This is a genomic window from Pseudoblastomonas marina, assembly GCF_034374265.1.
Taxonomy (GTDB): domain Bacteria; phylum Pseudomonadota; class Alphaproteobacteria; order Sphingomonadales; family Sphingomonadaceae; genus Alteriqipengyuania_A; species Alteriqipengyuania_A marina.
The window spans coordinates 881613-905233 of the sequence record NZ_CP139718.1 but is presented as its reverse complement, the minus strand read 5'-3'; the positions used below and the strand labels follow the sequence as shown (position 1 = coordinate 905233).

24 protein-coding genes are annotated in these 23621 nt (G+C 64.2%); 23 read left to right on the top strand and 1 reads right to left on the bottom strand.

Annotated elements, in window-relative coordinates:
• Positions 1-12 precede the first annotated feature (12 nt).
• Positions 13-1209 carry an acetyl-CoA C-acyltransferase gene (locus T8S45_RS04385; protein ID WP_322294819.1) on the bottom strand — a complete coding sequence of 399 codons (1197 nt, stop codon included), beginning with the start codon at positions 1207-1209 and terminating at the stop codon, positions 13-15.
• 173 nt (positions 1210-1382) lie between these two features.
• Here T8S45_RS04385 and T8S45_RS04380 point away from each other — a divergent pair, with 173 nt between their 5' ends.
• From T8S45_RS04380 to T8S45_RS04270, 23 genes are all read left to right on the top strand, one after another.
• A complete protein-coding gene (locus T8S45_RS04380) occupies positions 1383-2804 on the top strand; it encodes a coniferyl aldehyde dehydrogenase (protein ID WP_322294818.1) in 1422 nt (473 codons plus the stop codon).
• Between the two features lie 4 nt (positions 2805-2808).
• Complete coding sequence (locus T8S45_RS04375) at positions 2809-4104, top strand: SMP-30/gluconolactonase/LRE family protein (protein WP_322294817.1); 1296 nt, start codon at positions 2809-2811, stop codon at positions 4102-4104.
• 97 nt (positions 4105-4201) lie between these two features.
• The gene (gene ndhC / locus T8S45_RS04370) at positions 4202-4576 is read left to right on the top strand and encodes an NADH-quinone oxidoreductase subunit A (RefSeq protein ID WP_188641809.1); all 375 of its coding nucleotides are present in this window, start codon (positions 4202-4204) and stop codon (positions 4574-4576) included.
• The gene (locus T8S45_RS04365) at positions 4573-5148 is read left to right on the top strand and encodes a NuoB/complex I 20 kDa subunit family protein (RefSeq protein ID WP_229658097.1); all 576 of its coding nucleotides are present in this window, start codon (positions 4573-4575) and stop codon (positions 5146-5148) included. The genes ndhC and T8S45_RS04365 overlap by 4 nt, the downstream gene beginning before the upstream one ends.
• A gap of 1 nt (position 5149) precedes the next feature.
• On the top strand, positions 5150-6025 hold the full coding sequence (locus T8S45_RS04360; RefSeq protein WP_322294816.1) for an NADH-quinone oxidoreductase subunit C: 876 nt from the start codon (positions 5150-5152) through the stop codon (positions 6023-6025).
• On the top strand, positions 6022-7236 hold the full coding sequence (locus T8S45_RS04355; RefSeq protein WP_373282479.1) for an NADH-quinone oxidoreductase subunit D: 1215 nt from the start codon (positions 6022-6024) through the stop codon (positions 7234-7236). Before T8S45_RS04360 ends, T8S45_RS04355 begins: the two co-directional genes overlap by 4 nt.
• Positions 7233-7415: a hypothetical protein gene (locus T8S45_RS04350; RefSeq protein WP_322294815.1), complete on the top strand. Its 183-nt coding sequence runs from the start codon at positions 7233-7235 to the stop codon at positions 7413-7415. Before T8S45_RS04355 ends, T8S45_RS04350 begins: the two co-directional genes overlap by 4 nt.
• A complete protein-coding gene (locus tag T8S45_RS04345; RefSeq protein ID WP_322294814.1) occupies positions 7408-8076 on the top strand; it encodes a complex I 24 kDa subunit family protein in 669 nt (222 codons plus the stop codon). Before T8S45_RS04350 ends, T8S45_RS04345 begins: the two co-directional genes overlap by 8 nt.
• On the top strand, positions 8070-8216 hold the full coding sequence (locus tag T8S45_RS04340; protein WP_188641805.1) for a hypothetical protein: 147 nt from the start codon (positions 8070-8072) through the stop codon (positions 8214-8216). The genes T8S45_RS04345 and T8S45_RS04340 overlap by 7 nt, the downstream gene beginning before the upstream one ends.
• Positions 8216-9508: an NADH-quinone oxidoreductase subunit NuoF gene (gene nuoF / locus T8S45_RS04335; protein WP_322294813.1), complete on the top strand. Its 1293-nt coding sequence runs from the start codon at positions 8216-8218 to the stop codon at positions 9506-9508. Before T8S45_RS04340 ends, nuoF begins: the two co-directional genes overlap by 1 nt.
• A complete protein-coding gene (locus tag T8S45_RS04330) occupies positions 9505-10140 on the top strand; it encodes a hypothetical protein (protein ID WP_188641803.1) in 636 nt (211 codons plus the stop codon). Before nuoF ends, T8S45_RS04330 begins: the two co-directional genes overlap by 4 nt.
• Positions 10137-10907 carry a hypothetical protein gene (locus T8S45_RS04325; RefSeq protein WP_322294812.1) on the top strand — a complete coding sequence of 257 codons (771 nt, stop codon included), beginning with the start codon at positions 10137-10139 and terminating at the stop codon, positions 10905-10907. Before T8S45_RS04330 ends, T8S45_RS04325 begins: the two co-directional genes overlap by 4 nt.
• Positions 10907-12913, top strand: a complete 2007-nt coding sequence (nuoG, locus tag T8S45_RS04320; protein ID WP_322294811.1) for an NADH-quinone oxidoreductase subunit NuoG — start codon at positions 10907-10909, stop codon at positions 12911-12913. The genes T8S45_RS04325 and nuoG overlap by 1 nt, the downstream gene beginning before the upstream one ends.
• Positions 12910-13962 carry an NADH-quinone oxidoreductase subunit NuoH gene (gene nuoH / locus T8S45_RS04315; RefSeq protein WP_188641800.1) on the top strand — a complete coding sequence of 351 codons (1053 nt, stop codon included), beginning with the start codon at positions 12910-12912 and terminating at the stop codon, positions 13960-13962. Before nuoG ends, nuoH begins: the two co-directional genes overlap by 4 nt.
• Positions 13959-14447 (top strand): NADH-quinone oxidoreductase subunit NuoI, encoded by a 489-nt coding sequence (gene nuoI, locus T8S45_RS04310; RefSeq protein ID WP_188641799.1) that lies wholly within the window; start codon positions 13959-13961, stop codon positions 14445-14447. Before nuoH ends, nuoI begins: the two co-directional genes overlap by 4 nt.
• A 27-nt stretch (positions 14448-14474) precedes the next feature.
• Positions 14475-15095 (top strand): NADH-quinone oxidoreductase subunit J, encoded by a 621-nt coding sequence (locus T8S45_RS04305; RefSeq protein WP_188641798.1) that lies wholly within the window; start codon positions 14475-14477, stop codon positions 15093-15095.
• Positions 15092-15397 carry an NADH-quinone oxidoreductase subunit NuoK gene (gene nuoK / locus T8S45_RS04300; protein ID WP_188641797.1) on the top strand — a complete coding sequence of 102 codons (306 nt, stop codon included), beginning with the start codon at positions 15092-15094 and terminating at the stop codon, positions 15395-15397. The genes T8S45_RS04305 and nuoK overlap by 4 nt, the downstream gene beginning before the upstream one ends.
• A gap of 4 nt (positions 15398-15401) precedes the next feature.
• The gene (gene nuoL, locus T8S45_RS04295; RefSeq protein WP_322294810.1) at positions 15402-17477 is read left to right on the top strand and encodes an NADH-quinone oxidoreductase subunit L; all 2076 of its coding nucleotides are present in this window, start codon (positions 15402-15404) and stop codon (positions 17475-17477) included.
• Between the two features lies 1 nt (position 17478).
• The gene (locus T8S45_RS04290) at positions 17479-19020 is read left to right on the top strand and encodes an NADH-quinone oxidoreductase subunit M (protein WP_188641795.1); all 1542 of its coding nucleotides are present in this window, start codon (positions 17479-17481) and stop codon (positions 19018-19020) included.
• Positions 19020-20477 (top strand): NADH-quinone oxidoreductase subunit NuoN, encoded by a 1458-nt coding sequence (gene nuoN / locus T8S45_RS04285; RefSeq protein WP_322294809.1) that lies wholly within the window; start codon positions 19020-19022, stop codon positions 20475-20477. The genes T8S45_RS04290 and nuoN overlap by 1 nt, the downstream gene beginning before the upstream one ends.
• Before the next feature lie 4 nt (positions 20478-20481).
• Complete coding sequence (locus T8S45_RS04280) at positions 20482-21192, top strand: biotin--[acetyl-CoA-carboxylase] ligase (protein WP_322294808.1); 711 nt, start codon at positions 20482-20484, stop codon at positions 21190-21192.
• 25 nt (positions 21193-21217) lie between these two features.
• Positions 21218-21997, top strand: a complete 780-nt coding sequence (locus T8S45_RS04275; protein WP_322294807.1) for a type III pantothenate kinase — start codon at positions 21218-21220, stop codon at positions 21995-21997.
• Entirely contained in the window at positions 21994-23619 is a 1626-nt protein-coding gene (locus T8S45_RS04270; protein ID WP_322294806.1) for a ribonuclease J, read from the top strand. The genes T8S45_RS04275 and T8S45_RS04270 overlap by 4 nt, the downstream gene beginning before the upstream one ends.
• The last annotated feature ends 2 nt before the right edge of the window (positions 23620-23621 follow it).

Genomic DNA, 23621 nt, shown 5'->3' with positions numbered 1-23621 from the left:
TTCTCGGAAGCCTCAGAGCATCTCGACCGCGACCGCGGTGGCTTCGCCGCCCCCGATGCAGAGCGAGGCGACGCCGCGCTTCTTGCCCTGTTCCTTCAAGGCGTTGAGCAGGGTGACGATGATCCGCGCGCCGCTGGCGCCGATCGGGTGGCCCAGCGCGGTGCCACCGCCATTGACGTTGATCTTGTCGTGCGGAATGCCGATGTCGCGCATCGCGAACATCGCGACGCAGGCGAACGCTTCGTTTACTTCCCACAGGTCGACATCGTCCTTGTCCCACCCGGCATTGGCGAGGACCTTCTCGATCGCGCCGATCGGGGCTGTGGTGAACTTCGACGGTTCCTGTGCATGCGCGGCCATGCCGACGATCTTGGCGACCGGTTTCGCACCGCTTTCCTTCGCGAGCGAGTCGCGGGTCAGCACCAGCGCCGCGGCACCGTCCGAAATCGAGCTCGAAGTCGCAGCGGTGATCGTGCCGTCCTTGGCGAAGGCGGGGCGCAGACTCGGGATCTTGTCGGGGCGACCGCGACCGGGCTGCTCGTCCTTGTCGACCGTCACGTCGCCCTTCCGAGTCGAGAAGGTGACGGGGACGACTTCGCCGTCGAACGCGCCGCTTTCGATCGCAGCATTGGCGCGGCGGAGCGACTCGATCGAGTAGTCGTCCATTTCCTCGCGGGTCATCTGGTATTCGTCGGCGGTATCCTGCGCGAAAGTGCCCATCGCACGGCCTTCCTCATAGGCATCTTCGAGCCCGTCGAGGAACATGTGGTCGTAGGCGGTATCGTGGCCGAGCCGCGCGCCCGAGCGATGCTTCTTGAGCAAATAGGGAGCATTGGTCATGCTCTCCATGCCGCCTGCGATGGCATAATCCATCGTCCCGCCGGCGAGCGCTTCGGCGGCCATTATGACCGTCTGCATGCCCGAACCGCAGACCTTGTTGACCGTGGTCGCCTGGACCGACTTGGGCAGGCCCGCCTTGATCGCGGCCTGGCGTGCGGGGGCTTGGCCGAGACCGGCAGGCAGCACGCAGCCCATGTAGATGCGGTCGACATTCTCGCCGTCGACCCCGGCGCGCTCGACCGCGGCCTTGACTGCCGTGGCGCCGAGCTCAGTCGCCGAAACGTCGGCCAGCGCGCCCTGCATGCCGCCCATCGGCGTACGGGCGTAGGACAGGATGACGACGGGATCTTGCTCGGAAAACTGGGCCATGGGGAGGGTGCCTCTCGATTGTTGGAACTGTGTTTGGCGCGCGGTCTAATGCTGCATTGCGGCATTGGCAAATCGGCGCGCCGTTCGGGCCAGATATATGACGCGCTTGCCTCGGAACAACGATTGCCCGACATACGTAGCAAGACGAAACGTAAATTTCCGGGAGAACAACGATGGCGGACAAGGCCGAACTGCAGGCGATCCTCGACACTCAGCGTGCGGCCTTCACCGCCTCCCGACCCGAGCCGCTGGCGCTGCGACGCGACCGGATCAAGCGCGTCATCGCGCTGCTGACCGATCATTCGCAAGTCCTGTGCGACGCGATGAGCGAGGATTTCGGCAACCGCTCGCCGCAGCAATCGATGATCACCGATATCGTCGGCACCGTGAACTTCGCCAAATACTGCCTCAAGAACCTCGACAAATGGGCGAAGGCGGACAAGCGCCACATCCAGTTTCCGCTCAACCTCATGGGATCGAAGGGAGAGGTTCGCTACGAGCCGAAAGGCGTCGTCGGCATCCTCAGCCCGTGGAATTTCCCGGTCAATCTCAGCTTCGGGCCGCTCGTCCAAGTGTTCGCCGCGGGCAATCGGTCGATGATCAAGCCGAGCGAATTCACCGAGACGACGAGCGAGGCGATGCGCCAGCTGGTCGAGGAGTATTTCGCGCCCGAGGAATTGGTCGTGGTGACCGGCGGACCCGAGACGGCCCACGCCTTCTCCTCGCTCCCATTCGATCACCTCGTCTTCACCGGGTCCACCGAGACCGGGCGCAAGGTGATGCAGGCGGCGGCCGAAAACCTCGTCCCCGTCACGCTCGAACTCGGCGGCAAGTCGCCGGTCGTGCTCGGCCGCAGCGCCGATTTCGCAAAGGCGGGCGAGCGAATCGCGATGGGCAAGATGATGAATGCCGGGCAGATATGCCTCGCACCCGACTACATGTACGTCCCCGAGGACCGGCAGGACGAGGCGATCGACGCGGTCCGAAAGGCTGCGAGCGCGATGTACCCGACCCTGCTCGACAATGACGATTACGCCTCGGTCGTGACCGACCGGCATTTCGACCGGTTGCAGGGCATGGTCGCCGATGCCCGCGAAAAGGGTGCCGAGGTGATCGAGGTCAATCCCGCCGGGGAGGACTTCTCGAACACCAATGCGCGCAAGATGCCGCTGACCATGCTCACCGGCGTGACCGACGAGATGCAGGCGATGCAGGAGGAAATCTTCGGCCCCGTGCTGCCGGTGAAGACCTATCGCGAGGTCGGCGAGGCGGTCGATTACATCAATGCCAACGACCGTCCGCTTGGCTTGTATTACTTCGGCAGCGACGAGGGCGAGCGTGAGCATGTCTTGGGTCGCACGATCTCGGGTGGCGTGACGGTCAACGACGTTGTCTTCCACGTCTCGATGGACGACCTGCCCTTCGGTGGCGTCGGGCCCTCGGGGATCGGCTCGTATCACGGACCCGAAGGTTTCAAGGAATTCAGCCACGCGCGCTCGGTCTACCATCAGACGAAGGTTGACGTGGCGGGCCTGGCAGGGCTCAAACCGCCCTATGGCGAAAAGACCGACAAGGCGATCAAGCGCCAGCTCTGATTGGGTGAAACTGATTGCGCTGCTGGTCGCGCCACTGCTCTTGGGTGGCTGCGCGCTGGCGGCTCTGGGATCGGCGGTCGGCGCCGCGGCCGTAGGGCCCGGACAGGTCCAGCCTGCAACATGGCGCAAGGTCGATGTGTCGACCGGCCAGATTCAGGACATCGGCGGGCTCGAGCAGCTGGCGCGCGATTTTCCCGACAGCTCTTCGGTGCGCCTGCGCCTCGGCACCGCCTATATCCGCGAAGGCGACAAAGCGAAGGCGGCCGAACAGGTCGGATGGCTGCTCGACCGCGGTTACGCCTTCACCGAGGCAGGTCAGGCGACGCTGATCGCTTTTTTTGAAGATTTCGATCCGCAGCTGAATGGGCGGATTGGTCGACAACCGGAAACGATCGCCGACAGCAGCGTGGTCGCAACCGTCCCCGCAGGAGCGCGCCTGATCGAGGATGTCGTCCAGGATCCGGTCCTGGGTGGCTGGGTGGTGTCGAGCATCGTCGATCGCGCGATCTATCATGGTACCGAGACGTCAGGGCAATGGAACTGGCGGCGTCACGACATTGCCGGGGCCGGCAGTCTCGCCGGCAGCGTCCGCGCCAACATCGCGCCGACATTGTGGTTCGCATCGGGCGCCTACGACGTCACGCCTGCACCCGACACCGCATTTCGCGGACTGATCGCCTATTCGGTCGCCGATGGCACCGTCGTCCACCGTATTGCCGCGCCGGAAGGAGCAACGCCGAGCGACATCGCCCTGTCGGGTAAAGGCCCGCTCTATGCTTCGGACCCGCTCTCGGGCGCGGTCTACACGGCGGGGACGGATGATGCGGAACTGCGCATGCTGGTCGAACCGGGAACCTTGCGCTCGCCGCAGGGGCTCGTGCCTCTGCCCGGTGGCCACCAGGTGATCGTGAGCGACTATCGCTATGGGTTGGCGCGCATCGATGTCCGAAGCGGATCGGTACGGAGGATCGCCGCCACGGTGCCGGTCGCGCTCGACGGATTCGACGGTTTATGGCTGATCGACGGCAAGATCGTAGGAATCCAGAACGGCTTCTCGCCGCAACGCATCGTCTCGCTGACTTTCGATCGGAATTACACTCAGGTGACTGACGTCGCGATCCTCGAACAGGCGCATCCCGATTGGATCGAACCGCTGGGCGGGACGATTCTCGGGCGCGCCTTCTATTATATCGGCAATGGGCAATGGTCGCGGTTCGGGGAGGGCGGAATGGCAAGGACCGACGCACCACCCTTGCCGACGCACATTCGACGGTTGCCGCTGCCGTCCCCAACCGACTGAAGAAATCGGGCTAAATCCCGGGCTCCGGCCCCTTGCACCACGGCATGCGGACCTCTAGAGGCGGGGCCACATCCGAAACCCTCACGGAATCGTACCCTTGGTCGACCTCTCGCAATACCTGCCCATCCTCCTGTTCCTCGGCATCGCCGTGGTTCTGTCGACGGCTTTCGTGTTCCTGCCGATGGGCGTTTCGCGCCTGACGGGATCGCACAAGCCCGACGCCGAAAAACTGAGCGAATACGAATGCGGCTTCCCCGCCTTCGAGGACTCGCGCGGTCGGTTCGACGTGCGGTTCTACCTCGTCGCGATCAGCTTCATCATCTTCGATCTCGAAGCCTCGTTCCTGTTCCCCTGGGCGGTCAGCCTCGAATATACCGGCTGGACCGGGTGGGGCGCGATGATGGTATTCCTCGCCATCCTGGGTCTCGGCCTCGCATACGAATGGAAGAAAGGGGCTCTGGACTGGGAATGAGCACTCTTACCGAAACTCCCGCCGGGCGCGATCCGCGCATCCAGCCGACCGCACAGCCGGGCGAGGTCCGCATGCCGGACCAGTCCTATTTCGATGCGGTCAATTCCGAGATCAACGATAAGGGCTTCCTCGTCACCTCGACAGAGGAACTGTTCCAGTGGGCGCGCACGGGCAGCCTGTGGTGGATGACCTTCGGCCTCGCCTGCTGCGCGGTCGAGATGATCCACGTCAATATGCCGCGCTACGACATGGAGCGCTTCGGGGTCGCCCCGCGCGCCTCCCCGCGCCAGTCCGACGTGATGATCGTCGCCGGCACGCTGTGCAACAAGATGGCCCCGGCCCTGCGCAAGGTCTACGATCAGATGTCGGAGCCCAAATACGTCATCTCGATGGGCAGCTGCGCCAATGGCGGCGGCTACTATCACTACAGCTATTCGGTGGTGCGCGGCTGCGATCGGATCGTGCCGGTGGACATCTATATCCCGGGCTGCCCGCCGACGGCGGAAGCGCTGCTTTACGGCGTGATGCAGCTGCAGCGGAAGATCCGCCGCGAAGGGACGATCGAGCGCTGATATGGCCGTCCTCCACTCCGCCCCGAAATACGCTTCGAACGACGGCTTGCTCGATACGCTCGGCAAGGCGCTCGGCGACATGCTCGTGGAATCTCGCGAAGAGCACGGCGAACTGCTGTTCACCGTCAAGCGCGAGAGCATCGAGGATGCCCTGCGCCTGCTGCGCGACGAGCACGAATACCAGCAGCTGATGGAAATCGCGGGCGCCGACTATCCGTCGCGCAACGAGCGTTTCGAAGTCGTCTACATGCTGCTCAGCCTGACCAGGAACCACCGCGTGATGGTCAAGGTCTCGACCGACGAGGACGCGCCGGTGCCGACCGTCACCACGCTGTGGCCGGTCGCAGGCTGGCTCGAGCGCGAGGTGTTCGACATGTACGGGGTCGTTTTCTCCGGCAATCCCGACCTGCGTCGCATCCTCACCGATTACGGCTTCGAGGGGCATCCCTTCCGCAAGGACTTCCCGCTGACCGGCTATGTCGAGCTGCGCTATTCCGAAGAGGAAAAGCGCGTCGTGTACGAGCCCGTTGAACTGGCACAGGATTTCCGGCAGTTCGATTTCCTCTCGCCGTGGGAAGGCGCCGATTACATCCTGCCGGGCGACGAGAAGGCGACCGGTGATGCCGGGGCTCCCGGTGCGCCACCGATCGACGATCCCAAGACCACGGCAAAGCCCGAGGACACCGGGGCCGGCGAGGCGACCGACAAGAAGGCTGCCGAGCGCGAAAGCGCAGGCGCGCCTGCCGAGGAGGATACGGACGTGGAAGATTCGGGCGCGCCCGCCCCGACCGAGGATCGCCCCGACGAACCCGCGCGCAAGGGCAAGTCAGCCGACACCGCGAAGGCGACCGAACCCAAGAAGGGAGGCGACCAATGACCGCGATGGTAATCGAAGAGTCGCCGACCACCAACGACGACGTCATCACCAATTACACGATCAATTTCGGGCCGCAGCACCCGGCGGCGCACGGCGTGCTGCGCATGGTGATGGAACTCGACGGCGAAATCATCGAACGGATCGACCCGCATGTCGGCCTGCTGCATCGCGGCACCGAGAAGCTGATCGAGCACAAGACCTATCTCCAGGCGCTGCCGTATTTCGACCGACTCGACTATTGCTCGCCGCTGGCGCAGGAATATTCCTACGTCCTCGCGATCGAGAAGCTGATGAACGTCGAGGTGCCCGAGCGGGCGCAGTACCTGCGCGTGCTATTCGCCGAACTCACCCGCATCTGCAACCACATGCTCAATATCGGCGCGCACGTGATGGATGTCGGCGCGATGACGCCGAACCTGTGGGTGTTCGAGCTGCGCGAAGACTGCATGAACTTCTTCGAGCGGGTCAGCGGCGCACGCATGCACGCGGCGTGGTTCCGCCCCGGCGGCGTTCACCAGGATGCGCCCGAGAAACTGCTGGTCGATATCGGCGAGTGGGTCGACAACCGACTGCCCGAACTGTTCGGCGACGCGATGAGCCTCGTCACCGACAACCGCATCTTCAAGCAGCGCAACGTCGACATCGCGGTGGTTTCGAAGGACGACGCGATCAAGTGGGGCTTCTCGGGCCCGATGATCCGCGCCGCCGGCCTGCCGTGGGATTTGCGCAAGTCGCAGCCCTACGACGTCTACGACCGGATGGATTTCGAAATCCCCGTCGGTACCAATTCGGATTGCTACGACCGCTTCATGGTCCGCGTGCAGGAAGTCTACCAGAGCGCGAAGATCATCAAGCAGTGCCTCGCCGAGATGCCCGAAGGGCCGATCGCGAGCGACGACCGCAAGGTCGCGCCGCCCAAGCGCGCCGAGATGAAGCAGTCGATGGAAGCACTGATCCACCACTTCAAGCTCTATACCGAGGGTTTCCATGTGCCCGCCGGCGAAGTCTATGTCGCGACCGAAAGCCCCAAGGGCGAATTCGGCGTCTATCTCGTCAGCGACGGCACCAACAAGCCGTATCGCTGCAAGATCCGCCCGACCGCGTTCAGCCACCTCCAGGCGATGGACTTCATGAGCCGCGGCCACATGTTGCCCGACGCGACCGCCATTTTGGGCGCGATCGACGTGGTGTTCGGGGAGTGTGATCGGTGATCGCGCGCGAAATCTTCATCGCCATTGCCAGCTTCGCCGCCTTCGCCTCTGCGGTGGCGGCCTACCTGTTTGCCTTTCATGGAGAGTCCCCGCTGAAGGACATCCTTTCCACCGCGTTCGCCGGCACGCTGGGCGTGTTCGTCGGTCGCTATATCGAACGGAGGCTGATCAATGGCTGATCGCGCCCCCGCACCCGACACGCCCGAACTGCGCGAGCGGTGGGGTGGTTTCGTCTGGACCGACGAGAACGCCGAGAAGGCGCGCACCTTCGTGTCGCGCTATCCCGAAGGCCGCCAGAAATCCGCGGTGATGCCGCTGCTCGACCTCGCCCAGCGCCAGGTCGGCGCGGAGACCAAGACGCAAGGGTGGCTACCGCTCCCGGTGATCGAATACATCGCCGAATACCTCGACATGCCGGTGATCCGCGTGCTCGAGGTCGCGACCTTCTATACCATGTACAACCTTGCGCCGGTCGGCCGCTTCCACGTCCAGGTCTGCGGCACCACGCCGTGCATGCTGCGCGGCTCGGACGATATCCTCGAGGCCTGCTACAAGCGCGGCATGGTGAAGGGCAGCACGTCGGAAGACGGGCTGTGGACGCTCACCGAAGTCGAATGCATGGGCAATTGCGCCACCGCGCCGATGGTCCAGATCAACGACGGCAATTACGAGGACCTGACCCCCGAGCGGCTCGACGCCGTGCTCGATGCGCTGGCCGTCGGCAAGCAGCCGAAGGAAGGCACGCAGGAGCCGGGGCGTCATACCTCTGAGCCTTCTGGCGGGCCGACCACGCTCAAGGAAATGGTCGACGCGAACCACGATTACCGGAGCGAATGGTAATGGAAATCGGCACGATCATCGTCGCGCTGATCCTGATCTGGATCGCGTGGAAGGTCCTGATGGGCATCGTCAAGTTCGGCGCAATCGCGCTGATCGTCGTCGCGGCGATCTATTTCCTTTCGCAAGGGGGCGCTTTCTGATGCTCGCCGACAAGGATCGCATCTTCACCAACCTTTACGGCTTCCAGGACTGGGGGCTGAAGGCGGCGCAGGCGCGCGGCGACTGGGACGACACCAAGTCGCTGATCGCGCGCGGCCACGATGCCGTCATCGAGGAAATCAAGACCTCGGGCCTCCGCGGTCGGGGCGGGGCGGGCTTCCCGACGGGCCTCAAATGGTCGTTCATGCCGAAGGAATCGAAGGACGGTCGTCCGAGCTTCCTCGTCATCAATGCCGACGAATCCGAGCCCGGTTCGTGCAAGGACCGCGAAATCATCCGCCACGATCCGCACAAGCTGATCGAAGGCGCGCTGGTCGCGGGCTACGCCATGCGCGCGAGGGCCGCCTACATCTACATTCGCGGCGAGTACATTCGCGAGGCGGAGGTGCTGCAGAAGGCGATCGACGAGGCCTATGACGCGGGCCTGATCGGCAAGAACGCGGCCAAGTCGGGCTACGATTTCGACGTCTTCCTGCATCGCGGCGCGGGCGCGTACATCTGCGGTGAAGAAACCGCGATGATCGAAAGCCTCGAAGGCAAGAAGGGCCAGCCGCGCCTCAAGCCGCCGTTCCCGGCGGGCGCGGGCCTCTATGGCTGCCCGACCACGGTCAACAATGTCGAGAGCATCGCGGTGGTCCCGACCATCCTGCGGCGCGGCGGCGAGTGGTTCGCCGGCTTCGGCCGCGAGGGCAATGCCGGTACCAAGCTGTTCCAGATCAGCGGGCACGTCGAAAAGCCCTGCGTGGTCGAGGAAGAGATGAGCATTCCGTTCAAGGACCTCATCGAGAAACATTGCGGCGGAATTACCGGCGGTTGGGACAATCTCCTCGCAGTGATTCCAGGTGGTTCCTCGGTCCCGCTGGTCCCCGCCGAGCAGATCATGGACTGCCCGATGGATTTCGACGGGCTCAAGGAAGTCGGGTCCGGACTCGGCACCGCGGCGGTGATCGTGATGGACAAGTCGACCGACATCGTCCGCGCGATTTCGCGCATCAGCTATTTCTACAAGCACGAGAGCTGCGGCCAGTGCACGCCTTGCCGCGAAGGCACGGGCTGGATGTGGCGCGTGATGGAGCGCTTGCGCGTCGGCCAGAGCAGTCGCGAAGAAATCGACATGCTCTACGAAGTGACCAAGCAGGTCGAAGGTCACACGATCTGTGCGCTTGGCGATGCCGCAGCGTGGCCGATCCAGGGCCTGCTCAAGCACTTCCGTCCCGAGCTCGAACGTCGCATCGACGAACACGCCGAATTCACGAAGGAAGCCGCGGAATGATCCGGCTGCTCCTTTCCCTGCTTGTCGCGCTTTCGCTCGCGCTTCCCGCGCAGGCGCAGCAGCGTGCGCGGATGGACCGCAATGTCGAGCGCCAGCGCGCCGCGGTCGAGGCGTGGACGACCTGCATCGCGGACGAGCAGGAAGAGACCGCCCGGCGTCTGCTGGCGATGGATTTCCGCACCGACGAATACCGCGACGGACTGACCGAACTCGCCAAAACGCGCGTTTCGGAGAAGTGCTTCAGCGCGATGCCGCGCGCCTATCGCCGGATCGAACTCGGCGGGTTGCCGTTCGCCGGGGGCCTCGCCGAGCGCCTGATCGAGCAGGGCGAGACCCCGCTGCTGACCCGGCTCAACTATGCCGCTGCGGGCACCGAAGCCGCTACCTATGGACGCAGCGACGCGATGGCGATGTGCATGGTGCGCGGTGCGCCGCACCTCGTCGCCGTGCTGTTCGACACGAAGATCAACGCGCCCGAGGAATTGCAGGCGATCGCGGCGTTGATGCCGATCGCCGATGCCTGCCTGCCCAAAGGCCAAGGCCTCGAAGGCTCGCCGCTGGGGTTGCGCTCGATCCTCGCCACGGCCGCGTTCCGGCTGCTGGCGGCGCATGACGGGGAGGGCGCATCGTGATCCTTCGCACGAGCCTTGCGCTGGCGCTTGCCGCGTTGGCGGCCCAGCCCGCAGCCGTTTCGGCCCAGGACGCCGCCGAGATCGAGGGCGAGCAGCAGGTCGGTACGCGGTTCCTGCAAGAACCGGAAAGCGTCGAGGCCGGCCGCGCCCGCCAGATGCAGAAAGTCGTCGCGCGGTGTTCGTTCAGTCGCAACAAGGAAGAGACGACCGAACTGCTCGCCAAGAGCGATTTCTTCCAGATCGATTACGACGCGCTCGATACCGACGCCGAAGAGGTGTTCGAGGACTTCAATATCGATGATTGCATCGGTCGTGCCATGCGCCAGAGCGAATTCAAGATGTACATGCAGTTCCCGCACCGCACGATGCGCAACCTGTTGGCCGAAGAAGCCTATCTCCATTATCAGCGCGATCCGATTGCGGGCGACCTGCTCGAGCCGGAACAGCTCGGCAATCGCTATCGGATGGCGCGCTTCTATCCGCCGACCCAAGCGATTTTCGAGACCGGAGACTGCATCAGCAGCACTGCGCCCGAAACCGCACACGCGCTGCTCGACAGTCGTCCGACCTCGGATGAAGAGAGCGAAGCATTCGCCGACCTCATGCCCGTCTTCGAGAAGTGCATGAAATCCAGTGAGACCGAAGTGAAATTGCAGATTTCCATCGTCCGGCAACTGGTTGCCGACGCCATGTGGGCGCGCATGTACTATGCGCCGCTCAGGGCTGAAAGCGGCCGAAGCGGCGGTGTGGAAGGAGCGACGGAATAATGCCCAACGTCACCGTCGACGGAACCGAAATCGAAGTCCCGGAGGGCGCCACCGTCCTCCAGGCGTGCGAGCTTGCGGGGAAGGAAATCCCGCGTTTCTGCTATCACGAGCGGCTTAGCATCGCCGGCAATTGCCGCATGTGCCTGGTCGAGGTGAAGCCCGGACCGCCCAAGCCGCAGGCGAGCTGCGCGCTGCCCGCGACCGAAGGGCAGGAAATCCGCACCGACAGCGAAATGGTCAAGAAGGCGCGCGAAGGGGTGATGGAGTTCCTGCTAATCAACCACCCGCTCGATTGCCCGATCTGCGACCAGGGCGGCGAATGCGACCTGCAGGACCAGGCGATGGCCTATGGCCGCGGTTACACCCGCTATGACGAGAACAAGCGCGCGGTGACCGAGAAATACATGGGCCCGCTGATCAAGACGATCATGACCCGCTGCATCCACTGCACCCGCTGCGTGCGCTTCTCCGAGGAAGTGGCCGGGGTCGACGAAATCGGCGCGCTCTATCGCGGCGAGAACATGCAGATCACCACCTATCTCGAGCAGGCGGCCGAGCACGAACTGTCGGCCAACGTGATCGACCTGTGCCCGGTCGGCGCGCTGACTTCGCGCCCCTATGCCTACGAAGCCCGACCGTGGGAGCTCAAGAAGACGCTGTCGATCGACGTTTCGGACGCGATGGGATCGAACATCACGCTGTGCTCGCGCGGTCGCGAAGTGCTGCGCGTGCTTCCGCGGATCAACGACGAGGTCAACGAGGAGTGGATCACCGACAAGGCGCGTTACCAGGTCGACGGCCTCCAGCGCCGCCGCCTCGACAAGGTGTTCCTGCGCAAGCGGGGCAAGCTGGTCGAGGGTAGCTGGGACGAGGCGTTCAAGGCGATCGCCAAGGCCAAGCCGGGCAAGAGCATCGCCGCGATCGCGGGCGACATGGTCGATTGCGAGACGATGTTCGCGGCCAAGGCGCTGCTCAAGGCCTCCGGCTCCGATCTCGTGGAAAGCCGCCAGACCGGGATGGATTACCCGACCGGCAACCTCGCCGCGGTCAATTTCAACACCAGCTTCGCCGAGATCGAGAATGCCGACGCGGTTCTGATCGTCGGCAGCAATCTGCGCACCGAAGCCGCGCTGCTCAACGTGCGGATCCGCAAGGCGGTCAAGCGCGGCGCCAAGGTGTTCGTGGTCGGGCCCGAATGGGAAACGACCTATCCGGCCGAATTCCTCGGCGACGACGTCTCGGTTCTCGGCAAGCTGCCGAAGGCCGTCACCGACGCGTTCAAGGATGCCGAGCGTCCGGCGCTGATCCTCGGGGCAGGGGGGCTTGCCGCCGGTGCATTCGACAGCGCGCTCGGCCTGGTCGAGACCCTCGGTCTCGTGAAAGACGGATGGAACGGTTTCAACGTCGTCCACACCGCCGCCGCGCGGATGGGCGCGCTGATGCTCGGCTTCGCGCAGGACGGCGGAATCGCCGATATCGCCAAGGCCAAGCCCAAACTCGTGCTCGCGCTGGGTGCCGACGAAGTCGATTGGGAGCCGTTCGCCGACAGCCTCAAGGTCTATATCGGCCACCACGGCGACAAGGGTGCGCACGCGGCGGATATCATCCTGCCTGCAGCGAGTTACGTGGAAAAGCCGGGAACCTACGTGAACACCGAGGGCCGCGTGCAATTCGCCGACAAGGCGGTGTTCGCGCCGGGCGACGCGCGCGAGGACTGGACGATCCTGCGCGCGCTGGCCGATGCGCTCAAGGTGAAGGTCGGGTTCGACAATTTCGCCCAGCTTCGCGCCGCGATGACCGAGGAAGTCCCGGCGCTCGCGGTCGAAGGCCTCGCCGATTACGGTTCGCTTCCCAAGACGGGCAAGGCGGCGAAGGCGGAAGGCAAGATTGCCTACCCGATCGCCGATTTCTACCTCACCAACGCGATCGCGCGTGCATCGACCACGATGCAGCGCTGCTCGGCCGAACTGATCCACGGTGAAGACGTGCGGGAGGCCGCGGAATGACCGAATTCTTCCAATCCCTCGGCATGACCTACGAATGGGCGTGGTTCGTCGCGACCATCGCCGGGATCCTGCTGATCGCGCTGCCGCTGATGCTCGCGGTCGCGATGATCATCTATGTCGACCGCAAGGTCTGGGCCGCGATCAATTTGCGGCGCGGGCCCAACGTGGTCGGGCCGTTCGGACTGCTGCAGAGCTTCGCCGACGGGTTGAAGGTGTTCCTGCAGGAAACCATCATCCCGAGCGCGGCGAACAAGGGCCTGTTCCTGATCGCGCCCATCATCACCTTCACCGTGGCGCTGATCGCCTGGGCGGTGATCCCGTTCAATTCGGGCGCGGTGCTGGCGGACATCAATGTCGGCCTGCTCTACATTTTCGCGGTCAGCTCGCTGGGCGTCTACGGCGTCGTGATCTCGGGCTGGGCGTCGAACTCGAAATACCCGTTCTTCTCCTCGATGCGCGCCGCCGCGCAGATGATTTCCTACGAGGTCTCGATCGGCTTCATCATCGTCTGCGTCGTGCTGTGGGCGGACAGTTTCCACCTCAACACCATCATCGAGGCGCAGCGCGGCCATGGCCTGGGCTTCATCAACGGCTTCATCGCGAACCCGCTGTTGTTCCCGCTGTTCTTCATGTTCTTCATCTCGGCGCTGGCCGAGACGCAGCGCGTGCCGTTCGACCTGACCGAGGCCGAAAGCGAGCTCGTCGCCGGCTACCAGACCGAATATTCCTCGATGAGCTTTGCGCTGTTCTGGCTCGGTGAATACGCCAACATCCTGCTGATGTGCGCGCTCACCGCGATCCTGTTCTTCGGTGGCTGGCTGCCCCCGTTCGATTGGGAGCCGCTCTACCTCGTGCCGGGCTTCGTCTGGTTCTTCCTCAAGATCTTCTTCTTCTTCTTCTGCTTCAGCTGGGTGATGGCGACCGTGCCGCGCTATCGCTACGACCAGCTCATGCGCCTGGGCTGGAAGGTCTTCCTGCCCCTGTCGCTGCTGTTCGTCGCCGTGATCTCGGGCTGGCTGATGTTTACCCGTTACGGAGGTGTCGCATGAGCACCGTCGCGCACCTGATCAAATCCTTCACCCTGTGGGAGTTCGTGAAAGCCCACTGGCTGACGCTGAAGTACTTCTTCAAGCCGAAGGTGACGATCAACTACCCCTACGAGAAGAACCCGATCTCCCCGCGTTTCCGCGGCGAGCATGCGCTGCGCCGCTATCCCAATGGCGAGGAGCGCTGCATCGCGTGCAAGCTGTGCGAGGCCGTGTGCCCCGCGCAGGCGATCACGATCGAGAGCGAACCGCGCGAAGATGGCAGCCGCCGCACCACGCGCTACGACATCGACATGACCAAGTGCATCTACTGCGGCTTCTGCCAGGAAGCCTGCCCGGTGGATGCCGTGGTCGAGGGGCCGAACTTCGAATACGCGACCGAAACGCGCGAGGAGCTGCTCTACGACAAGGCGAAATTGCTGGCGAACGGGGACAAGTGGGAGCGGGCGATCGCCGCGAACCTTGAAGCCGATGCGCCCTATCGCTAGGCGCGCGCAGGACTGATCGGGACCCAGATGATCCATACAATCGCCTTCTACCTGTTTGCCGCCATGGTCATCGCTTCCGCGATGATGGTGATCTTCGCGCGCAACCCGGTGCACTCCGTGATGTGGCTGATCCTGTCGTTCTTCAACGCGGCCGGGCTGATGGTGCTCGTGGGCGCCGAGTTCATCGCGATGCTGCTCGTCATCGTCTATGTCGGCGCGGTCGCGGTGCTGTTCCTGTTCGTCGTGATGATGCTCGACATCGACTATGCCGAAATGCGCGCCGGCTTCATGCGCAACATGCCGCTGGGCCTGCTGATCGCGCTGATCCTGCTGGCCGAAATCGTGCTCGGCATCGGCGCCTATCGTACCGGCGCGATCGAGCTCGGCACGCCCGACGGCACCGGCGCGGCGCCGCTCGGCGCGAGCAATATCGAGGCGATCGGATCGCTGATGTTCACCCGCTACGTGTTCCTGTTCGAAGCTGCCGGCATCATCCTGCTCGTCGCCATGATCGGCGCGATCGTGCTGACCCACCTGGGCTCGGGCCCGGCGCGCGGACAGCAGAACGTCAGCCGCCAGAATCGCCGCCGTCCCGAAGAGGCGACGCGCAACGTCACACCCGAGATCGGCAAGGGGATCGAGCTATGATCGGTGTCGAACACTATGTCGTCGTCGCCACGATCCTGTTCGTGCTCGGCGTGCTGGGCATCTTCATCAATCGCAAGAACGTGATCGTCATCCTGATGTCGATCGAGCTCATGCTGCTCGCCGTGAACATCAACCTCGTCGCCTTCAGCGCCTTCCTCGGCGACCTGACGGGGCAGGTTTTCGCGATGTTCGTGCTCACCGTCGCCGCCGCAGAGGCCGCGATCGGGCTTGCGATCCTCGTCGTCTTCTTCCGCCGCCGCCGCACCATCGCGGTCGACAGCGTCAGCCAGTTGCAGGGATAGGCACTTGTCCTCCTCGATCCTGATCATCGTACTCCTGCCCCTGCTCGCGGCGATCGTCGCCGGGCTGGGCAATCGCATGCTGGGCAATTTCGTGTCCAAGCTGGTCACCACCGGCGCGCTGTTCGTCGCCTGCGCGCTGAGCTGGCCGATCTTCCTCGGCTTCGTCGGCGGGACCGCCACGTCCGAAGTCGTGCCGGTGCTGCAATGGGTCCAGTCCGGCACCATGTCGTTCGACTGGGCGCTGCGCGTCGACACGCTGACCGCGGTGATGCTGGTGGTGATCACCACCGTCTCGGCGCTCGTCCACCTCTATAGCTGGGGCTACATGGACGAAGATCCGGACCAGCCGCGGTTCTTCGCCTATCTCTCGCTCTTCACCTTCGCCATGCTGATGCTGGTGACCGCCGACAATCTCGTCCAGATGTTCTTCGGCTGGGAAGGGGTGGGCCTCGCGAGCTACCTCCTGATCGGCTTCTGGTTCAAGAAACCCAGTGCGAACGCCGCCGCGATCAAGGCCTTCGTGGTCAACCGCGTGGGCGACCTCGGCTTCATGCTCGGCATCTTCGGCACGTTCCTCGTCTTCGGCACGCTGTCGATCCCCGAGATCCTCGAAGCGGCACCGGGCATGGCGGGCAGCACGGTCGGCTTCTTCGGCGCGACCGTCGACACGATGGACCTGCTCTGTATCCTCCTGTTCATCGGCGCGATGGGCAAATCTGCCCAGCTCGGCCTCCACACCTGGCTGCCCGACGCGATGGAAGGTCCGACCCCGGTCTCCGCGCTGATCCACGCCGCGACGATGGTCACCGCGGGCGTGTTCATGGTCTGCCGCCTGTCGCCGATGTTCGAAGCCGCGCCGACCGCGCTCGCGCTCGTCACCTTTATCGGTGCCGCGACCTGCATCTTCGCCGCCACCGTCGGCACGACGCAGTGGGACATCAAGCGCGTCATCGCCTATTCGACCTGCTCGCAGCTGGGCTACATGTTCTTCGCCGCGGGCGTTGGCGCATACGGCGTGGCGATGTTCCACCTGTTCACCCACGCCTTCTTCAAGGCGCTGCTGTTCCTCGGCGCGGGGTCGGTGATCCACGCGATGCACCACGAACAGGACATGCGCTATTACGGCGGCCTGCGTAAGGAAATCCCGTTCACCTTCTGGGCGATGATGTTCGGTACGCTCGCGATCACCGGCGTCGGTGTCTATCACCTCCATGTCGGTTTTGCGGGCTTCTGGTCGAAGGATGCGGTGCTCGAGGCCGCCTTCGGTCGCGGGACCGAGCTCGGCCAGGTCGCGTTCTTCCTCGGGGCGTTCGCCGCATTGCTGACCAGCTTCTACAGCTGGCGCCTGATGTTCCTGACTTTCTGGGGCAAGCCGCGCTGGGCCGCGTCCGAGCATATCGCGCATGCCGTCCACGACGGTCACGACGACAGCGAGGACCACAACCCGCCCAAGCAGGAAGACGCGGGCGAGGACGTGACCCATTCGGTGCCGTCACCCGCCTATGGCGCGGGCACGGGCGGCTACCACCCGCACGAGAGCGGGCTGACCATGCTGATCCCGCTCGGTATCCTCAGCCTCGGTGCGATCTTCGCCGGCCAGTTCTTCGCCGGGCCGTTCATCGATGACGCAGCGTTCTGGGGCGAGAGCATCTTCTACAACGAGAACCTCGTCCACGCGCTCCACGCCGTGCCGTACTGGGTTAAGTACACCCCGCTGGTGGTAATGCTGGTCGGCCTGTTCTTCGCTTGGCTCGCCTATCTCAGGGACACCACCATCCCGGCGACCTTCGTCAAGCAGTTCCGCCTGTTGCACGCCTTCCTGTTCAACAAGTGGTACTTCGACGAGGTTTACGACAAGATCTTCGTGAAGCCGGCCTTCTGGCTGGGCCGCAAGTTCTGGAAGATCGGCGATGAAGGCATCATCGACCGCTTCGGCCCGAACGGTGCCGCCTGGGCGGTGATGCGTGGCTCGGGCGTCGCACGACGCGTGCAGTCCGGTTCTCTCAACCTCTACGCCCTCGTGATGCTGGCCGGCCTCGTCGCCGCGATCAGCTGGATCATCTCCCAGGGGGCGAACTGACATGGACGGTTTTCCCATCCTTTCGCTGATGCTTCTCGTGCCGCTGGTCGCGGCGATTGCCTGTTTGCTGGTCGACGCGAAACTCGCGCGCATGATCGCGCTGGTCGCCACGCTGATCGATCTCGCGCTGGGCGTGGTGCTGTGGCTCAATTTCGATATCGGCGGAGCGCAGTGGCAGTTCACCGAGCGGCAGGAACTGTTCGCGGGCTTCTCCTACGCGCTCGGGATCGACGGGATCGCACTGGTGCTGATCGCGTTGTCGGTCTTCCTGATGCCGATCTGCATTCTCGCCAGCTGGGAATCGATCACCACCCGCGTGGGCGAATACATGGCGGCGTTCCTGATCATGGAACTGTTGATGATCGGCGTGTTCTGCGCGCAGGACCTGTTCCTGTTCTACATCTTCTTCGAAGCCGGCCTGATCCCGATGTACCTGATCATCGGCGTGTGGGGCGGGGCGAACCGGATCTACGCCAGCTACAAGTTCTTCCTCTACACGCTGCTCGGCTCGGTCCTGATGCTGATCGCGATGTTGTGGATGGTGAACGTCGCCGGCACCACCGACATCCCGACGCTGATGCAGTACGATTTCGCGGCCGACGCCCAAACCTGGCTGTGGCTCGCCTTTTTCGCCAGCTTCGCGGTGAAGATGCCGATGTGGCCGGTCCACACCTGGTTGCCCGACGCGCACGTCCAGGCGCCGACCGCGGGCTCGGTCATCCTCGCGGGCGTTCTCCTCAAGATGGGCGGCTACGGCTTCATCCGCTTCAGCCTGCCGATGTTCCCCGATGCGAGCGCGCAGTTCGCGATGCTGATCTACGTCCTGTCGGTGATCGCGGTGATCGCGACCTCGTTGATTGCGCTGGTGCAGCAGGACATGAAGAAGCTGATCGCCTATTCCTCGGTCGCGCATATGGCGATCGTCACGGTCGGCCTTTTCGCCTTCAATCCGCAAGGCCTCGAAGGCGCGATGATCCTGATGCTCAGCCACGGTCTCGTTTCGGGGGCGCTGTTCCTGTGCGTAGGCGTGATCTACGACCGGCTGCATACGCGCGAGATCGACCGCTATGGCGGGCTATCGATCAACATGCCGTACTACGCGGTGTTCTTCCTGCTGTTCACCATGGCGAGCATCGGCCTGCCGGGCACCAGCGGCTTCGTCGGCGAATTCCTGAGTCTTGCGGGCATCTGGCAGGTTTCCGCATGGGTCACCGCCGCCGCGACCACCGGCATCATCCTCGGCGCCGGTTACATGCTCTATCTCTATCGCCGCGTCGCCTTCGGCACGCAGCGCAATGAAGACGCCGCCGCCATGCCCGATCTCAACGCCCGCGAGTGGATCATGCTCGCTCCCATCGCCGCGGCGGTGCTGTGGATGGGCGTCTATCCCGAAAGTTTCCTTGCCCCGATGCGCCAGGACATCGCCGCGCTCGATGCGCGCCTCGAACGCGTGACGCCCGATTACGACAGTAACGCCACCGCAGGGGAGGGCCGCCCGGCTGCCAATGCGATGCCGCATGTCGAAGCAGGGGAGGCGCACTGATGGACCTCCAGTCTTCCCTCCAGGTCGTCCTCCCAGAGATCATCCTCGCGGTCGCCGGCGTCGCCATGCTGATGATCGCGGCTTTCGTGGGCGACAAGGCGAGCCGCCTCGTTTCGATCGTCGGCGTGTCGGTGCTTACCGCAGTAGCGATCATCACCGCGTTCCAGATGACCGGCGACACGCTCGGTCGCGAAGCCTTCGGCGGCCAAATCCGCGCAGATGCCTTTGCCGGCTTTGCCAAGATCCTCGCGATCGTTGCTGCGATCGTCACGCTGGTGGTCAGTCCCGCCTTCTTCGAGCGCGTGGCCAAGATGCGCGCCGAATTCCCGATCCTGATCGTGTTCGCGGTGCTCGGCATGTCGATCATGGTATCTGCGCGCGATCTGATCTCCTTCTATGTCGGCCTCGAGCTCAACAGCCTCGCGGCCTATGTGATGGCTTCGTTCCTGCGCGACGACGACCGTTCGACCGAAGCGGGCGTGAAGTATTTCGTCCTCGGCGGGCTGGCCTCGGGCATCCTGCTGTTCGGTATGAGCCTGCTCTACGGCTTCTCGGGCGGCACATCCTACGAAGCCGTGCGTCTCGCGGGCATGGACGGAGGAAGCATCGGTTACGTCTTCGGGCTGACCTTCGTGCTCGTCGGCCTGGCCTTCAAGATCTCTGCCGTCCCGTTCCACATGTGGACCCCCGACGTCTATGAGGGTGCACCCACCCCGACGACCGGCTTCTTCGCCACCGCGCCCAAGGTCGCCGCGGTCGCGGTGCTCGCTCGGATCACGGTGGAAGCCTTCGGCAGCCAGCTGACCGCGTGGCAGCCGATCGTCATCACCGCCGCGCTGCTCTCGATCCTGTGGGGCGCCCTTGGCGCGATCGGCCAGACCAACATCAAGCGCCTGCTGGCCTATTCCTCGATCAACAATATCGGCTTCCTGCTGATCGGCCTCGCGGCCGGGACGCTGGCGGGTGTTTCCGCCATGCTCGTCTACCTCGCGATCTACGTCGCGATGGTCGCCGGCTCGTTCGTCGCGGTCATGATGCTCAAGGACGCTGACGGCATGCCGGTCGAGGAAATCGACGCGATCAAGGGCCTGTCCAAGACCCGTCCGATGATCGCGCTGGCGCTCATGATGTTGATGTTCAGCCTCGCGGGGATCCCGCCGCTGTTCGGTTTCTGGGGCAAGTTCGTGGTGTTCCAGGCCGCGGTCCAGGCCGACCTCATCATCCTCGCCGCGATCGGTATCGCCGCGAGCGTGATCGGCGCGTACTACTACATCAAGATCGTCAAGCTGATGTATTTCGACGAGCCGGCGGACGTGATCACCGGCAAGAGCGAGACCAGCTACGGCGTGGTCCTCGCGATTTGCGCGCTGGTGATCTCCCCGCTTGGATATTTGCTGACGATCCCGCTCGGCGATTGGGCGGACCGCGCGGCCGCCGCGCTGACCGCCTTCGTCTGATCTCTTGATCCACTACGTCGCAGAAACCGGCTCGACCAATTCCGACTTGGCCGCGCGCCTCGCTGCGGGCGAGCGCGTGCCCGAGGGCGACTGGCTGGTTGTGGACCGCCAGTCAGCCGGGCGCGGACGGCAGGGAAGGGCTTGGAACGACGGTGCGGGCAATTTCATGGGCTCGACGGTGATCCATCCCACACCGCACGATCCGCCCCGCAGCACGCTCGCGCTGCTCGCCGGAGTGGCGCTCCACGAAGTGGTCGGCGAACTCGTCCCGCCGCCCGCCAAGGTCCAGCTCAAATGGCCCAACGACCTGATGGTCGGCGGTGCCAAGATGGCGGGTATCCTGCTCGAAGGGACGGGCGATGCGGTGGTGCTCGGGATCGGTGTGAACCTCGCTCAGGCGCCCGAACTGCCCGACCGCGAAACCATCGCCATGGCACAATTCGGTCCCGCGCCCGATCGCGACACCTTCGCCGAGCGCCTCGCCGCGCAATGGAAGGCCGATCTCGAACGCTGGCGCACTTACGGCCTCGCCCCGCTGGTCAATCGGTGGGAGGCTGCCGCGCACCCCAAAGGCACCCGCCTTGCTGCCGAAATAGCCGGGGAAGGGCGCATCGCCGGCACTTTCGATGGTTTGACCGAAGAGGGCGCGGCACGGCTGCGCTTGGATAATGGCGAGGTCCGTGCCATCCACGCCGGCGAACTCAGCTACGCCTGATCCGGCCAACAGACGGAACACACCAATGTTACTCGCCATCGATGTCGGAAACACCAATGCGGTCTTCGCGCTTTACGAAGGCCGCGAACAGCGCACGCGCTGGCGCATCGCCACCGATCCGCGCCGCACGGGCGATGAATATGCGGTGTGGCTGATGCAGCTGCTCGCGCTCGAAGGGTTCGACAAGTCGGCGATCCACGCGATCATCATCGGCACCGTGGTGCCGCGCGCGATCCACAACCTTACCGTGCTGTCGCAGAAATATTTCGGGGTCGAACCGATGGTCGCGGGCGAGGGGGCGGCCGCATACGGCTTCGATGTTGATGTCGACGAACCGCGAAGCCTCGGCGCCGATCGCGCGCTCAACACGATCGCCGCGCACGACAAATATGACGGCGATTTGGTGGTGATCGATTTCGGCACCGCGACAACCTTCGACGCGGTCGACTTCAATGGCGCCTACAAGGGCGGGATCATCGCGCCGGGCATCAATCTCTCGCTCGACGCGCTGGTGGGGAATACCGCCAAGCTGCCGCGGATCGCAATCGAGAAACCGCGCGACGACAGCGTGATCGGCCGCAACACCGAGGACCAGATGCTGATCGGAGTGTTCTGGGGTTATGTCGCGATGATGGAAGGACTTGTTGCCCGCATGAAGGAAGAAATCGGCCGCCCCGCCAAGGTCGTCGCCACCGGCGGCCTCGCTATCCTATTCGACGAGGCGACCGACCTGTTCGACGCGGTCGATGCCGGGCTCACGCTCGACGGGCTCGCGATCCTCGCGGAAAGGGCGCTGGCGGCATGAAACCGAAGAAGGACGAACTCCTGTTCCTCGCGCTCGGCGGGTCGGGCGAGATCGGCATGAACGTCAATCTCTACGGCACCGACGGCAAGTGGCTGATGGTCGATCTCGGCATGACCTTCTCGGGCCAGCAATATCCGGGCGTCGACCTCGTCTTCGCCGATCTCGAATTCATCGAGGAACGCCGTGAGGACCTCGTCGGAATCGTGCTCACGCACGGACACGAGGATCATATCGGGGCGATCCCCTATTTCGCCGACGAGCTCGGCGTGCCACTCTACGCAACCCCGTTCACCGCGCGGTTGATCCAGGAAAAGCTCGAAGAGGCCGGGATCGTCGACGAGGTCGAGTTGAACGTCGTCGACGATCTCGAGCGGTTCGAGCTTGGCCCGTTCGGGGTCCAGTACGTCCCGCTCGCGCATTCGATCGCCGAGGGCAATGCGCTGCTGATCGACACGCCGCATGGCCGCATTTTCCACACCGGAGACTGGAAGCTCGACGAGGAGCCCGTTGTCGGGGTTCCGACGAGCGAAGAAGAACTGCGCGCTATCGGCGCGGATGGCGTGCTCGCGCTGGTGTGCGATTCGACCAATGTGTTCGATACCAAGGCGTCCGGTTCGGAAGGCGGGGTGCGCAGGGCCCTCGACGAGGAAATCCTTCGTCACAAGGGCAAGCGCGTACTGGTCACGACCTTCGCCTCCAACGTCGCGCGGATGGAGACTTTGGGCGAGGTCGCGCGTGACACGGGGCGCCAGCTGTGCGTCGCGGGGCGCTCGCTCGACCGCATCATCCGCATCGCACAGGCGAGCGGCTACCTGAAGAATTTCCCCGAGACGGTCGACTGGGATACCGCGATGGGCCTCCCGCGCGGCGAAGTGATGATCATCGCCACCGGCGGGCAGGGCGAACCGCGCGCCGCGCTCTCGCGCATCGCCGATGGCAGCCACCCGATCTCGCTCGAGGCGGGCGACGTGATCCTGTTCTCGAGCCGCCAGATCCCGGGCAACGAGATCGCGATCGGCGCGGTGATGAACAAGCTCGCCGGCGACGGCATCGAAATGGTCACCGCGAACCAGGCCGCCATCCACGTGTCAGGACACCCGGGGCGGCCCGATCTCGAAGCACTTTATGAATGGATCGATCCCGAGATCATCGTTCCGGTGCATGGCGAGATGCGCCATATCGTCGAGCACGCGCGCCTGGGCAAGGACCGCGGCATCCGCCACCAGGTGGTGCAATCGAACGGCGATGTCGTACGCCTTGCTCCCGGCAAACCCGGCAAGATCGGGGTGGAGCGCAGCGGTCGGTTGATTCTCGATGGCGACATTATCGCTCCAGCGGACGGCGAGAGCATCGTGATGCGTCGTCGCCTCGCCGAATCGGGTATCGTCATCGTCGCGCTCGACGGCAAGGACGCGCGGGTCAGCGCGATCGGCCTGCCGCTGGAGGAAGACATGGAGGACTTCCTCGACGAAGCTCGCAACGATGTGCTGGCCGCGCTGCGCAAGCTCAAGGGCGGGAAGGCGCGCGATCCCGAACAGCGCCGCGAAGCTGCACGCCTTGCCGCGCGCCGCGCCGCCAAACGCTGGTCGGGCAAGAAACCGCAGGTCGAGGTACTGGTCTAGAA